We start from the raw sequence: 13440 nt of genomic DNA on the forward strand, positions 1-13440 counted from the left end.
ATTGCCCGCCTCCCGCGCAATGGTGCTGTCGTGGTCATGGGCATCGTGCGGTCTGTGCGGTGCGCCGTCTGAAGCACCGCCCGGTCAACCCTTCTTCGCCAGCCCCAGCCGCTCGATGGTGGCCTTCTCGGCCTTGAAGGTGCGCTCGCCGTAGGCCTGGTAATCGGCGCTGTTCATGTAGATCACGGGCTGGAAGAATTTGTCCAGCGTTTCCTGCACCTTGGCGTCGTCCAGCGTCTTTTTGAACGCGTCGTGCAGCACCTTCACCACCGCCGGGTCCATGCCCTTGGGACCGCCGATGCCGAAGGGCGATTCGCTGATCGTGTCCCAGCCGCTTTCCTTCACCGTGGGCACGTCGGGGAAGGCCTTGTTGCGCTGGCTGCCCAGCGTGGCGAGCAGGCGCAGCTTGCCGCTTTGCACATGCGGCGCGAACTCGGTGGTGCCGCTCATCATGCGGATGTGGCCGCCCAGGATGGCCTGCATGATCTCGGCCGAACCCTTGAACGGAACCGGGTTGAGCCGGATGCCGGCTTTCTCGCTGAACTCCTCGATCGCCAGGTGCGGCGTGGTGCCCGTGCCCGTGTGGCCGTATTCGAGCTGGCCCGGGTTGGCCTTGGCGTAGGCCACCATGTCCTTGAGCGTCTTGAACGGCGCGTCGGCCGTGCAGGCAATGCCGAAGGTGTAGCCGGTGAGGCAGACGATGTGGGTGAGATCGGCCACCGGGTCGAACGGCATTTTCTGCATGTGCGGCAGGCGGTAGATGCCCAGCGGTAACTGCGTGAGCGTGTAGCCGTCGGGCGCCGCGCCCACCATGGCGGCGGCGCCCAGCGTGCCGCCCACACCGGGTTTGTTCTCGATGATCACGGGCACGCCCAGGGTCTTGCTGGCGCTGTCCGCGAAGGCACGCATGACGCCGTCGCTGCTGCCCCCGGCGGGCCAGGGCGCGATCAGCTTGATGGGGCGCGAGGGGTACTTCTCTTGCGCGAACGCCGCGCCGCTGAACAGGCCGGGCGCGGCCACCAGGGCGGTGCCGCCGGTGGCGAGGCTCAAGACCTGGCGCCGGCTGATGGAACGTTGGGTGGATGGCATCGGTTTCTCCTGGGTGGGTGGTCACACAAGCCTCATGGCGAACAGCCCCAGACACTAGCCGCTGCGGCGGCCGCGGGGAAGCGGGAGAGTCCGGGGACCGGGCCGTTTCCCGTCACCCCGGCGACTGAGCCCCACCTGTCCACCCGCTCCGGAGCGCCATCCGAACCTTCCGGTGTCGGTGGGTCCTCCCCAACCTGGCCATTGACTTGGTTATGTGAAGTAACTATTCTGCGAAACGCTTCGACCCACACACAAGAACCCAGGAGACCTGCATGCACACACGCCCCCAACCGGGAGGCCCAAGGGCCTCGGCCGCGCTCATCGCGCTGACGGCCGCCACGCTCGCGGCCTGTTCGTCCGCACCCAGTCAGCCCCCCGGCGCCGCGCTGGCGCCGGCCCGGCCGGCGAGCATGGCCGGTTGTGATGCCCTGGCGGGCCAGCTCGCCGGGCTGGCCCACACCCGCATCCAGAGCGTCACAGCGGTGGCCGCGGGCGAGCTCAAGGCCGGCACGCAGGACGTGGCCGCACACTGCGTGGTGCTGGGCGCCATGCACGAGCGCATGGGCGCCGACGGCAAGACGCCCTACGCCATAGGCTTCGAGATGCGCCTGCCGCTGCGCTGGAACGGCCGTTTCCTGTACCAGGGCAATGGCGGCATCGACGGCGCGGTGCTGCCCGCGCTGGGCGCCTTCGGCGGCGGCCCGATCGCCTCCGCCCTGCACCAGGGTTTCGCCGTGATCAGCTCCGACGCCGGCCACGACAACCAGCTCACGCGCGGCCCCGGCTTCGGCTTGGACCCGCAGGCGCGGCTCGACTACGGCTACCAAGCTGTGGGCAAGCTCACGCCCATGGCCAAGGAGGTGGTGCGCCGGGCCTACGGCAAGGCGCCCGACCGCTCCTACATCGCCGGCTGTTCCAACGGCGGGCGCCATGTGCTGGTGGCCGCCGCGCGTTACCCCGAGATGTTCGACGGCTACCTGGCCGGCGCGCCCGGCTACAACCTGCCCAAGGCGGCCGTGGCCAACATCTGGGGCGCGCAGCAGTACAAGAAGGTGGCCACCGACCCCAAGGACCTGGGCAGCGCCTTCACCCAGCCCGAACGCCAGACCGTGGTGAAAGCCGTGCTGGACAAATGCGACGCGCTCGACGGCGCCCGCGACGGCATGGTGCAACACCCGAGCGCCTGCCAGACCGCGTTCAACCTGGCGCGCGACGTGCCCACCTGCAGCGGCGAGCGCAATGGCAGCTGCCTGAGCAGCGCGCAGAAGGCGGCGATCGCGCCCATCTTCAGCGGCGCCACCACCCGCGACGGAAAGCCCTTCTACGCCAGCTTCCCCTACGACAGCGGCCTGGCCAGCCCCGGCGTGGCCAACTGGGAGTTCAGCGCGCCGATCCAGCGCGACTCGGGCGCCGTGGGCCTCATCTTCGGCGTGCCGCCGCAGAACCCGGCCGGCTTCAACGGCGAGGCCTTCGTGCTCAACGGCGACGTGGACGCGATGCTCGCTTCGGTGCAGGCCACGGCCGGGCCGTTCACCGAGTCGGCCATGGGCTTCATGACCCCGCCCAACGCCACCGACCTGGGCCGCGTGAAGGCCAGGGGCGGCAAGCTGCTGGTCTACCACGGCATGAGCGACGCGATCTTTTCGCCGCACGACACGCAGGCCTGGTACGAGGGCCTGGGCCAGCGCACGGGCGGCGATCCCTCGGGCTTCGCGCGCTTCTTCCGTGTGCCGGGCATGGACCACTGCCGCGCCGGCCCGTCCACCGACCAGTTCGACGCGCTCGGCCCGCTGGTGAAGTGGGTGGAGCAAGGCATCGCGCCCGACCAGATCATCGCCACCGCGCGTGGCCCGGGCAACGCCGGCGAGGTCAACCCCGATGTGCCCGCCAGCTGGGCGCCCAACCGCTCACGGCCACTGTGCGCCTACCCCAAGGTCGCCACCTACAAGGGCTCGGGCAGCCTCGAAGAGGCCAGCAGCTTCGCCTGCCGCTGAACCGCTGGGACCGCATTCACATCGGAAATACCGGCTCAGCCCAGGGCACCGCCGGGCCGGCTTTGCCGGACGGCCAGTGCTGCCCCCTTGAGGGGGTCGCGCGAAGCGCGGCGGGGGTGTTCCATTTCAGCCCGCCTGGCGGGCTGCGGCAAAAGCCACGTACCAATCCAGGCAGCCCGGGTTGACCATGGCTTCCTTGTTGATCACCTTGTCCAGCGGCTGGCCCAGCAGCAGCTTCTTGATGGGCAGCTCCTGCTTCTTGCCCGAGAGGGTGCGCGGGATCTCGGCCACCTGGAACACGGCGTTGGGCAGGAAGCGCGGTGAGAGCGCGGTGCGGATGGCGCCGTTGATCTTGGCCGTCATCGCATCGTCCAGCGTGAGCCCTGGGCGCAGCACCACGAAGAGCGGCATGTAGCTCTCGCGGCCGAGGTATTCGAGGTCCACCACCATGGAGTCCAGCACCTCGGGCAGGGCCTCGACCGCGCTGTACAGCTCGCTCGTGCCCATGCGCAGGCCGTGGCGATTGATGGTGGCGTCGGAGCGGCCGTAGATCACGCAGGAACCGTCGGGGTGGATGCGCAGCCAGTCGCCGTGGCGCCAGACGGCGCCGGCCGTCGCATCGAGATCACCGCCGCCGGGCTTGCGGCCGTGACCGGGCGGGTAGCTGTCGAAGTAGCTGCCGAGCAGGCGCTGGTTGTCTTTGTCGCCCACGAAGTACAGCGGCATCGACGGGATGGGTTGCGCGCAGACCAGTTCGCCCACCTCGTCGATCACGGGCTGGCCCTGCTCATTCCAGGCCTCGACCGCGCAGCCCAGCAGTCGGCACTGCATGCGGCCGGGCGTTTGAGGCAGTTCGCGGTGGCCGCCGATGAAGGCGCCGGCGAAGTCGGTGCCGCCGGAGATGTTGCACCACCAGATGTCTTTCTGGGCTTCGGTTTTCGCGATGGCGGCGAACTGGCTCGTGCCCCAACGCTGAGCATCCTCGGACAGCGGCGACCCCGTCGTCCCCAGCGCCCGCACCCGCGACAGATCACCACACGCCGACAGGTCCACCCCCGCCTTCAGGCAGTTCGCGAAAAACGCCGCGCCGGCGCCGAAGAAGGTCACGCCGAGGTCGGACGCGAAGCGCCAGAGGGTGGTCCAGTCGGGCTTGTCTTTCGAGCCGCCCGGGTTGCCGTCGTAGAGCACGCAGGTGGTGCCGTTGAGCAGGCCGCTGGCCTGGGCGTTCCACATCACCCAGCCGGTGGAGCTGTACCAGTGGTAGCGCTCGCCCCAGCTGTTGGGCGCGTAGCTGCAGCCCACGTCGTTGTGCAGGGTCTTGAGCGCCAGCGCGACGACCATGGTGCCGCCGTGGCCGTGCACGATGGGCTTGGGCAGGCCGGTGGTGCCGCTGCTGTAGACGATCCACAGCGGGTGGTCGAAGGGCAGCCACAGCGGTTCGAAAGCGTCGGTGGCGGCGTCATTGCGCGCCGTCGCCTCGGCGAATCCGACGCAGGGTGACGCGTCGGCCAGGGCCTTCGCTGCGGCGGCCGGGTCGTCGGCCAGGTTGGCGTGCAGGATCACATGGCGCAGCGTGGGCAGGGCCGCGCGCAGCTCGGCCACCACGCCCAGGCGGTCGAAGTCCTTGCCACCGTAGCTCACGCCGTCGCAGGCGATCAGCGCCACGGGTTCGATCTGCTTGAAGCGGTCGAGCACGGCATTCGTGCCCATGTCGGGCGCGCACACGCTCCACACACCGCCGATGCTGACCACCGCGAGGAAGGCGACCATGGTCTCGGGGATGTTGGGCAGGTAGGCCGCCACGCGGTCGCCGGGCATCACGCCCTGGGCCCGCAGGTGCAGCGCGAGCGAGGCCACCTGGCGCCGCAGCTCGGGCCACGACAGTTCCACATGACGGCCCTTTTCGTTGCGGCCCTCGATGGCCGAGAAGCCCGCGGCATGGGCCGGCTGGACGTGGCGGAACACCTGCTGCGCGTAATTCACCTGCGCGCCCGGGAACCAGCGCGCACCGGGCATCACGTTGCGCTCCAGCACGGCCGTGTGCGGCGTGGGTGACTGCAGGTCGAAGTGGTCCCAGATGCTCTGCCAGAAGGCGTCGAGCTCGGTGGTGGACCAGCGCCAGAGCGCGTCGTAGTCGTCGAACCGCAGGCCGCGGTGTTCGGCCAGCCAGTCCTGGTAGAGGCGAATCTGGGGGATGTGCGGGGGCGGTGTCGTGGCCATGTTGTTGTCTCCTGCGCCGCAGGGTAGCAGCGACCCGGCGGTCGCGCCTATCGCGCAGTTGTCACTGGCACGGCCCCGCCCCCGCGCAAGGGTTTGTACGGATGTACAAGTTTTTTGCACAAACGTTCAATACCGGCCATGGTCACCCGCCCCGCCTCCCCTTCGTCCCGTGCCCGGCTGGCCTCGGCCCGCGGCACGCCGCGGCCCGACCGGCAGATGGCCATCCTGCTGGCGGCCGAGAAGCTGTTCGCCCAGCACGGCTACCACGGCGTGTCGATCCGGCAGATCGCCGAGGAAGCGCAGGTGCCGCTGGCTCTGGTGGGCTACTACTACGGCCCCAAGAGCGAGCTGTTCCACGCCATCTTCGAGCACTGGCAGGGCACCATCCAGGAACGCCTGGCGCTGCTACAGCAGGTGCTGGCCGGGCCGCCGACCGAGGCCTTCCTGCGCCAGGTGGTGGAGGCCTTCGTGCGGCCGGTGCTGGTGCAGCGCGCCAGCACCGAGGGTGAGTACTACGCCCAGCTGGTGGGCCGCGAGCTGGCCCGCCAGACGCCGGAAACCCACCGGGTGCTGACCGAGTTCTTCGACCCGTTGGCCCACAGCTTCATCGACGCCATACACGCCGCTCGCCCGGGCCACGACCGCGCGCGGGCCGCCTGGGCCTACCAGTTCGCGCTGGGCGCGCTGCTGCACCACATCACCGACCACCGGGCGCCCACGCTCTCGCGCGGGCGCAACCAGGTCTGCGCGCCCGAGGCCGCGGCGCTGCTGGTCGACTTCATCACCGCCGGCATCGCCGCCGTGATGCCCCTTCCCTCGTCACTTTCCCCGTCCCCCACCGCGTCCCCTTCCCCGCGCCGCAGAGCGCCCTCGCCTTCCACCACCTCACGGAGACAAGCATGAAACGTCGGATTTTCCAGGCCACTGTGCTGGCATCGGCCCTCACCCTCGGTGGCCTGCACAGCGCCCACGCGCAGCAGACCATCAAGCTCACCGCCGCGGGCGGCCACCCGCCGGTGTTCCTGTGGGTCAAGCTGCTGGACGAGTTCTACATCCCCGAGGTGGACAAGCGCCTGGCCGCGGCCGGCGGCAAACACAAGGTGGAATGGACCAAGGCCTGGGGCGGCACGCTGATCAAGATCGGCGCCGAGTCCAAGGGCATCTCCGACGGCGTGGCCGACTTCGGCTTCGTGGGTACGCTGTTCGAGGCGGCCAAGTTCCCGATGCAGAACGTGAGCTACGTCGCGCCTTTCGGCACCGACAACCTGGGCGCGGTCGGTTCCATCGTGGCCGACATGCAGAAGAAGATCCCGGCCATGGGCGACACCTGGACCAAGAATGGCCTGGTCTACCTGGGTGGCACGGCGCTGGACACCTACCACCTGTGGACCAACTTCCCGGTCAAGTCCATCGACGACCTCAAGGGCAAGAAGATCAGTGCGCCCGGCCCTTCGGCCAATTGGGTGAAGAACACCGGCGCGGTCGCCGTGGCCGGCTCGCTGCCGACCTACTACGAGGACATCAAGTCCGGCGTGTCCAACGGCGCCATCACCTTCAGCACTGGCGCCTGGGGCGCCAAGCTGCACGAGGTGGCGCCCTATGTGACCAAGGTGAACTTCGGCTCCATGTACGCTGGCGCCGTGGTGATGAACAAGCGCCGTTTCGACAGCCTGCCGCCCGAGGTGCAGCAGGTGTTTCGCGAGGTGGGGCTGGAGTACGACAAGCGCTTCGCCGAGGCGCAGCGCTCCACCGCCGACGCGCTGCTGCAGAAGATGGCCGCGGCCGGCGCCACCGTCAGCGAGCTGCCGGCCGCCGAGCGCCAGCGCTGGGCCGACACCATTCCCAACGTGGCACAGACCTGGGCCACCGACCTGCAGGGCAAGGGCGCCCCGGGCACCGAGATCCTCAAGGCCTACATGGAAGGCCTGAAGAAGAGCGGCGCCCAGCTGCCGCGCGACTGGTCGGTCAAGTAAGCCCCCGCCCGGAGTCCCCATGAACCTTTCCACGCCGGGCACCGGCGGGGCGGCGTCCCGCGTGGACGCGGCCCCCCAGGACGCCTACAACCTGCCGCTGCCCTTCGGTCTGCACCGCCTGACCCAGGCGCTCAACGCCCTGGGCACGCTGATGATCATCGGCCTGATGCTGCTGATCAACGCCGACATCGTCGGGCGCACCGGCTTTGACGCGCCGGTGCGCGGTGTGACCGAGCTGGTGTCGCTGTCCATCGTGGGCATCGTCTTCCTGCAGCTGGCCGACACCCTGCGCTGCGGCCGCTTCACGCGCGCCGACATGCTGCTGGACGGTCTCAAGCGCGACCGGCCGGTGCTGGCCGCGCGCCTGCAGGCGCTCTACCACCTGCTGGGCGCACTGCTGATGGCGGTGATCCTCTGGGCCGCCTGGCCCTCGCTGACCGAGTCCATCGCTTCGCGCGAGTACGTGGGTGCGCTGGGCGACTTCACGGCGCCGGTCTGGCCGGTGCGACTGATGATGCTGGTGGGCCTGAGCGTGACGGCGCTGACCTTCGTGCTGCTGGCGGTGATCGACCTGCAGCGGGGTCAGCGCCTGGCTGCCAAACGGGAGCACAAGCGATGAGCACCGCCCGGCCGTTCCGAAGGCGCTCAGCCCCGCAGTGCGCAGCACGGAGGGAAATTCTATGAGCGCCACCACCGTTGCCGTGCTCTCGCTGGTGCTGATGCTGCTGCTGATCTGGGGCGGCCTGCACGTGGCCGTGGTGCTGGGTCTGGTCTCTTTCGTCGGCGTCTGGATCATCCGCGACGACATCGGCGTGGCCGCCAACCTGCTGGCACAGGCCTCGAGCGACGCCATCGCCAGCCACATCTTCGGCGTGGTGCCGCTGTTCGTGCTGACCGGCTTCCTGGTGGCCCGGGCGGACATCGGCAAGGACGCTTTCGAGGTCGCCAATCAGCTGTTCCGCCGCCTGCGCGGGGGCCTGGGCGTGGCCACCGTCGCGTCCAACGCAGTGTTCGCCGCCATCACCGGCATCTCGATTGCCTCGGCCGCGGTGTTCACCCGCGTGGCGGTACCGCAGATGATGCGCTTCGGTTATCAGCCGAAGTTCGCGGTGGGTGTGGTGGCCGGCTCGTCGGTGCTGGGCATGCTGATCCCGCCCAGCCTGCTGATGATCCTCTACGGCTTCCTGGCCAACCAGTCGGTGGGCGACTTGTTCACCGCCGGCATCGTGCCCGGCCTGCTGCTGGCCTCGGCCTTCGCCATCGGCATCGTGCTCGCGGCCTATTTCAAGCCATCCATGGTCTACGCGGGCGGCGAGATGCCGGTGCCCGACGGGGAGGACATGAGCCCGCTGACCATGGCGCTCAAGCTGGTGCCCATCGTGCTGATGATCGGTGGCGTGCTGGGCGGCCTGTACGGCGGCCTGTTCACCGCCACCGAGGCCGGCGCGGTGGGTGCGGCGCTGGCGCTGCTGATCGCGGTGCTGCGCCGCAAGCTCACGGCACGCAGCTTCTGGGAGGTGCTGACCGAGACCGGGCATGTGACGGTGGCGGTGAGCTTCCTGATCATCTGCGCCAGCATCTACACCCGCATGCTGGCCATGTCGGGCATGCCGCAGTTCCTGATGGAGCTGATCAGCCACGCCGGCTTCGGGCCCTTCGCCTTCCTGCTGGTCTACGTGTTCATCATCATCCTGCTGGGCACGGTGATCGACTCGTCGTCCATCCTGCTGATCGTGTTGCCGCTGATGCTGCCGATCGCCGAGCAGTTCGGCATGAACCTGATCTGGTTCGGCGTGGTCACCGTGGTGGCGGTGGAGATCGGCCTGCTCACACCGCCCTTCGGCCTCTCGGCCTACGTGGTCAAGAGCTCGCTGAACGACCCGCGCATCACGCTGGGCGACATCTTCCGCGGCACCGGCCCTTTCACGCTCATCATGGTGGCCGTGTTGCTGCTGCTGATGGCGTTTCCCGCGCTGAGCCTGGTGCTGCTGTAGCTGCCGACTTTTCTTCTTCATTTCTTTCAGGGAGACCCCCATGCCCCGCCGATTCGTCGACCTCTCGATCTTTCTGGAAAACGATGTGCTGAGCGACCCGCCGGCCTTCGCGCCGAAGATTCAGTACTTCACCCACGAGCACACCTTCGAGCAGATCGAACCCTTTTTTCCGGGTTTGAAAAAGGAAGACCTGCCCGATGGCGAAGGCTGGGCGGTGGAGCTGGTGCAGCTCTCTACCCACAACGGCACCCACCTGGACGCGCCTTACCACTTCCACTCCACCATGGACAAGGCGCTGGGCGAGAAGAAGCCCGCCATTGCCATCCACGAGGTGCCGCTGGAGTGGTGTTTCCAGCCCGGCGTGAAACTGGACTTCCGCCACTTCGCCGACGGCTACGTGGTCACGGCCGACGACGTCGAAGCCGAGCTGAAACGCATCGGCCACACCATCCAGCCGCTGGAGATCGTGGTGGTCAACACCCGCGCCGGTTCGCGCTACGGCCACAACGACTACGTGTCCGCCGGCTGCGGCATGGGCTACGAGGCCACCATGTATCTGCTGGAGCGCGGCGTGCGCCTGACCGGCACCGACGCCTGGAGCTGGGACGCGCCCTTCGTGCACACCGCGAAGAAATACGGCGAAACCAAAGACGCCAGCCTGATCTGGGAAGGCCACAAGGCCGGCCGCGACATCGGCTACTGCCACCTTGAGAAGCTGCACAACCTGGAAGCCCTGCCGCCCACGGGTTTCACCATCAGCTGCTTCCCACACAAGATCCGCGGTGCCTCGGCCGGGTGGACCCGCGCGGTCGCGATCTTCGACGAGAAGCTGTGACCCGCCGTGAACAACTGACAGGATTCACCCCATGGAACTCAACCACACCCACGACGCCAGCGTGAAGAGCTGGCTCGCCTCAGCCAACGAAACCGGCACCGACTTCCCCGTCCAGAACCTGCCCTTCGGCGTGTTCCGCCGCGCCGGCTCGGACGAAGCCTTTCGCGGCGGCGTGGCCATCGGCGACCAGATCGTTGATCTCGCCGCCGCTGCCCGGGCCGGGGTGTTCGAGGGCCTGCCCCAGCTCGCCGCGCAGGCCTGCTCGGACACGGCGCTCAACGGGTTCCTGGCCATGGGGCCGGTGGCCTGGCGCGCGCTGCGCCACGCGCTGTTCGCCGCCCTGCGCCACGATGCCGAGGCCCGCGTGGTGGGCTTGCTGCAGGGCTGCCTGCTGCCGCAGGCCGAGGCGGAACACAGCGTGCCCACCCGCATCGCCAACTACACCGACTTCTACACCTCCATCCACCACGCCCGCAACGTGGGCCGCGTGATCCGGCCCGACGACCCGCTGACGCCCAATTTCCAGTGGCTGCCCATCGCGTACCACGGCCGCGCGTCGAGCGTGGTGGTCAGCGGCACACCGTTTCGCCGCCCCATGGGACAGGCCCTGCCTCCGGGCGCCCAGGCCCCCGTCTACGGCCCCTGCGCGCGGCTCGACTTCGAGCTGGAGCTGGGCTTCTACATCGGCCCGGGCAATGCCCTGGGGCAGCCGATTCCGCTGGACAAGGCGGAAGACCACATCTTCGGCGTGAGCCTGCTCAACGACTGGTCGGCGCGCGACCACCAGTTCTGGGAGATGGCACCGCTCGGGCCTTTCCTGGGCAAGAACTTCTGCACCAGCGTCTCGCCCTGGATCGTGACGATGGAGGCGCTCGCGCCCTACCGCGTGCCCTTCGCCCACCCCGCCGACGAGCCCCAGCCCCTGCCCTACCTGGACGGCGCGGCCAACCGCGCGCACGGCGGCGTGGACGTGCAGCTCGAAGTGCGGCTGGAGACCGCGCAGCACCGCGCGCAGGGCGTGGCCCCCGACCGGCTCACGGCCACCAGCTTCCGCCACCAGTACTGGACCCTGGGCCAGATGGTGACGCAGCACACCGTGGGCGGCTGCAACCTGATGACCGGCGACCTGCTGGGCACGGGCACCATCTCCGGCCCGACCCCGCCCGAGGCCGGTGCGATCGTTGAGCTCAGCCGGGGCGGCACGGTCGCGATTGATCTGCCGGGCACCGGCGAGCAGCGCCGCTTCCTGGAAGACGGCGACAACGTGATCCTGCGCGGCTGGTGCGAGAAGCCGGGTGCCGCGCGCATCGGCTTTGGCGAGTGCCGGGGCGAGATACTGCCCGCCCTCGCCGCCTGAATCACGCCCGCGCCGCGCCTGCTGCATCGCAGCGTGCGCGGCCCCGGGCCACCCGGCAGAATCGCGGCCACCCGACACCCGGTTTCACCACCACAACAAGGAGTTTTCATGGGTTTGTTCCACTGGACGGAAAAATCATCGGCCACGCTCGCGGACGGCGGCGTCATCGGCCCCGACGAGCGCCTGCCCTGGCCGCAGACGGCCGTGATGGGCGTGCAGCACCTGATCGCCATGTTCGGCGCCACCGTGCTCGCCCCCATCCTGATGGGCTTCGACCCCAACGTCGCCATCCTCATGAGCGGCATCGGCACGCTGATCTTCTTCGTCATGACCGGCGGCAAGGTGCCGAGCTACCTCGGCTCCAGCTTCGCCTTCATCGGCGTGGTGATCGCGGCCAGCGGCTACGCCGGACCGGGGCCCAACGCCAACATCGGCGTGGCGCTCGGCGGCATCGTCGCCTGCGGCATCGTCTACACGCTGATCGGCGCGCTGGTGCAGGCCATCGGCACGGGCTGGATCGAACGCCTGATGCCGCCGGTGGTCACCGGCTCGGTGGTGGCGGTGATCGGCCTGAACCTGGCCGGCATCCCGATCAAGAACATGGCGCCCACGGGCTTCGACGCCTGGATGCAGGGCGTGACCTTCGTCTGTGTGGCGCTGGTGGCCGTGTTCAGCAGCGGCATGCTGCAGCGCCTGCTGATCCTCATGGGCCTGATCATCGCCAGCGTCATCTACGCCGTGCTCACCAACGGCCTCGGTCTGGGCAAACCGCTGGACCTGAGCGGCATCGCCAGCGCCGCCTGGTTCGGCCTGCCCAATTTCAGCGCGCCGGTGTTCAGCGGCAACGCCATGCTGCTGATCGCGCCCGTGGCCATCATCCTGGTGGCGGAGAACCTGGGCCACATCAAGGCCGTGACGGCGATGACCGGCAAGAACCTGGACCGCTACATGGGCCGCGCCTTCATGGGCGACGGCGTGGCCACCATCGTGGCCGGCAGCGCGGGCGGCACCGGCGTGACCACCTACGCCGAAAACATCGGCGTCATGGCCGCGACCAAGATCTACTCCACCGCCATCTTTTTCGTGGCCGGCTGCATGGCGATCCTGCTCGGCTTCAGTCCCAAGTTCGGCGCGCTGATCCAGGCCATTCCGCTGGCCGTGATGGGCGGCGTGTCCATCGTGGTGTTTGGCCTGATTGCCGTGGCCGGCGCCAAGATCTGGGTCGACAACCAGGTCGACTTCTCGAACAACAAGAACCTGCTCGTGGCCGCCATCACCCTGGTGCTCGGCACCGGCGACTACACGCTGCGCTTCGGCGAATTCGCGCTCGGCGGCATCGGCACCGCCACCTTCGGCGCGATCGGGCTCTACGCCCTGCTCAACCGCAAGGGCTGAACGCTGCGGGGCTTCGCCCCAAGACCCCCGGCCACTAGCGGCTCGGGGGCCTTCCGGCCTCATTCCCCTTATCGTGTGAACGCGCGGGACAAGTCCACGTCCGCCGGGTATCCATCCGCCTGCAGCGCCGCCCGGTTGCCCAGGTAAAGCCGGCCGTCCTTGAGCAACAGCAGCTCCGTGTAGGACGACAACGCGCCCGGATTGTTGGCGTCGCTCAACTGCACCATCACCATGGCGGCCGTGCCCGACGCAGTTTCACGCGTGCCCGCCAGGGGCGCGGTCAGGTTGAACCATGTCACCTTCTTCGGCGAACCTGAACAGCTGGTGTTGCCATACACGTTGACGGCTTTGCTCCCGCTCAGTTCGGACGCGGTACTGGCATTGCTTCTGAATTCCAGCACCTGGGTCTCCGATTGGCTCCCGGTCTTGACGCACGAACCCGTCCACAGGCCGGTGTACTGGCGCAGGTCGGTGGAAGCATCATCACCGCCGCCTCCGCCACCACAGCCGGCCAGGAATGGCAGGGCGGCGACCAGTGCTGCGCCCAGAAGGTGTTTGCTGGAAATGGATCTCATGTTTTCTC

11 protein-coding genes are annotated in these 13440 nt (G+C 68.6%); 8 read left to right on the forward strand and 3 right to left on the reverse strand.

Going from position 1 to position 13440, the window contains the following annotated elements; all coding sequences use genetic code 11:
- Positions 1-84: 84 nt before the first annotated feature.
- Positions 85-1089, reverse strand: coding sequence for a tripartite tricarboxylate transporter substrate binding protein (locus HTA01S_RS10240; protein ID WP_084236004.1), 1005 nt, complete (start codon positions 1087-1089; stop codon positions 85-87).
- A 272-nt stretch (positions 1090-1361) separates the two neighbouring features.
- Between HTA01S_RS10240 and HTA01S_RS10245 the strand changes: the two genes are divergently transcribed.
- Positions 1362-3083, forward strand: coding sequence for a tannase/feruloyl esterase family alpha/beta hydrolase (locus tag HTA01S_RS10245; protein WP_068170343.1), 1722 nt, complete (start codon positions 1362-1364; stop codon positions 3081-3083).
- A 126-nt stretch (positions 3084-3209) separates the two neighbouring features.
- Here HTA01S_RS10245 and HTA01S_RS10250 read toward each other — a convergent pair whose 3' ends face one another.
- Positions 3210-5303 carry an acetoacetate--CoA ligase gene (locus HTA01S_RS10250; RefSeq protein WP_068170346.1) on the reverse strand — a complete coding sequence of 698 codons (2094 nt, stop codon included), beginning with the start codon at positions 5301-5303 and terminating at the stop codon, positions 3210-3212.
- A gap of 138 nt (positions 5304-5441) precedes the next feature.
- Between HTA01S_RS10250 and HTA01S_RS10255 the strand changes: the two genes are divergently transcribed.
- From HTA01S_RS10255 to HTA01S_RS10285, 7 genes are all read left to right on the forward strand, one after another.
- Entirely contained in the window at positions 5442-6206 is a 765-nt protein-coding gene (locus tag HTA01S_RS10255; RefSeq protein WP_068170351.1) for a TetR/AcrR family transcriptional regulator, read from the forward strand.
- Positions 6203-7276: a C4-dicarboxylate TRAP transporter substrate-binding protein gene (locus HTA01S_RS10260; protein ID WP_068170354.1), complete on the forward strand. Its 1074-nt coding sequence runs from the start codon at positions 6203-6205 to the stop codon at positions 7274-7276. Before HTA01S_RS10255 ends, HTA01S_RS10260 begins: the two co-directional genes overlap by 4 nt.
- 19 nt (positions 7277-7295) lie before the next feature.
- On the forward strand, positions 7296-7895 hold the full coding sequence (locus HTA01S_RS10265) for a TRAP transporter small permease subunit (RefSeq protein ID WP_068170357.1): 600 nt from the start codon (positions 7296-7298) through the stop codon (positions 7893-7895).
- A 61-nt stretch (positions 7896-7956) separates the two neighbouring features.
- Positions 7957-9270: a TRAP transporter large permease gene (locus HTA01S_RS10270; RefSeq protein WP_068170359.1), complete on the forward strand. Its 1314-nt coding sequence runs from the start codon at positions 7957-7959 to the stop codon at positions 9268-9270.
- Between the two features lie 40 nt (positions 9271-9310).
- Positions 9311-10105, forward strand: coding sequence for a cyclase family protein (locus tag HTA01S_RS10275; protein WP_068170362.1), 795 nt, complete (start codon positions 9311-9313; stop codon positions 10103-10105).
- A gap of 31 nt (positions 10106-10136) precedes the next feature.
- A complete protein-coding gene (fahA, locus tag HTA01S_RS10280) occupies positions 10137-11462 on the forward strand; it encodes a fumarylacetoacetase (protein WP_068170368.1) in 1326 nt (441 codons plus the stop codon).
- Positions 11463-11570: 108 nt separating this feature from the next.
- On the forward strand, positions 11571-12857 hold the full coding sequence (locus HTA01S_RS10285; RefSeq protein ID WP_068170384.1) for a solute carrier family 23 protein: 1287 nt from the start codon (positions 11571-11573) through the stop codon (positions 12855-12857).
- 68 nt (positions 12858-12925) lie between these two features.
- Here HTA01S_RS10285 and HTA01S_RS10290 read toward each other — a convergent pair whose 3' ends face one another.
- A complete protein-coding gene (locus tag HTA01S_RS10290; RefSeq protein WP_068170395.1) occupies positions 12926-13432 on the reverse strand; it encodes a hypothetical protein in 507 nt (168 codons plus the stop codon).
- Positions 13433-13440 lie beyond the last annotated feature (8 nt).

It is taken from the genome of Hydrogenophaga taeniospiralis CCUG 15921, assembly GCF_001592305.1.
Lineage (GTDB): Bacteria > Pseudomonadota > Gammaproteobacteria > Burkholderiales > Burkholderiaceae_C > Hydrogenophaga > Hydrogenophaga taeniospiralis.

What these genes read in the sequence shown, in the direction of transcription:
- HTA01S_RS10245 (WP_068170343.1), top strand. Translation starts at nt 1,362, where the DNA reads ATGCACACACGCCCCCAACCGGGAGGCCCAAGGGCCTCGGCCGCGCTC.
- HTA01S_RS10250 (WP_068170346.1), bottom strand. Translation starts at nt 5,303, where the DNA reads ATGGCCACGACACCGCCCCCGCACATCCCCCAGATTCGCCTCTACCAG.
- HTA01S_RS10275 (WP_068170362.1), top strand. Translation starts at nt 9,311, where the DNA reads ATGCCCCGCCGATTCGTCGACCTCTCGATCTTTCTGGAAAACGATGTG.
- HTA01S_RS10270 (WP_068170359.1), top strand. Translation starts at nt 7,957, where the DNA reads ATGAGCGCCACCACCGTTGCCGTGCTCTCGCTGGTGCTGATGCTGCTG.
- HTA01S_RS10255 (WP_068170351.1), top strand. Translation starts at nt 5,442, where the DNA reads ATGGTCACCCGCCCCGCCTCCCCTTCGTCCCGTGCCCGGCTGGCCTCG.
- HTA01S_RS10260 (WP_068170354.1), top strand. Translation starts at nt 6,203, where the DNA reads ATGAAACGTCGGATTTTCCAGGCCACTGTGCTGGCATCGGCCCTCACC.
- HTA01S_RS10285 (WP_068170384.1), top strand. Translation starts at nt 11,571, where the DNA reads ATGGGTTTGTTCCACTGGACGGAAAAATCATCGGCCACGCTCGCGGAC.
- fahA (WP_068170368.1), top strand. Translation starts at nt 10,137, where the DNA reads ATGGAACTCAACCACACCCACGACGCCAGCGTGAAGAGCTGGCTCGCC.
- HTA01S_RS10290 (WP_068170395.1), bottom strand. Translation starts at nt 13,432, where the DNA reads ATGAGATCCATTTCCAGCAAACACCTTCTGGGCGCAGCACTGGTCGCC.
- HTA01S_RS10240 (WP_084236004.1), bottom strand. Translation starts at nt 1,089, where the DNA reads ATGCCATCCACCCAACGTTCCATCAGCCGGCGCCAGGTCTTGAGCCTC.
- HTA01S_RS10265 (WP_068170357.1), top strand. Translation starts at nt 7,296, where the DNA reads ATGAACCTTTCCACGCCGGGCACCGGCGGGGCGGCGTCCCGCGTGGAC.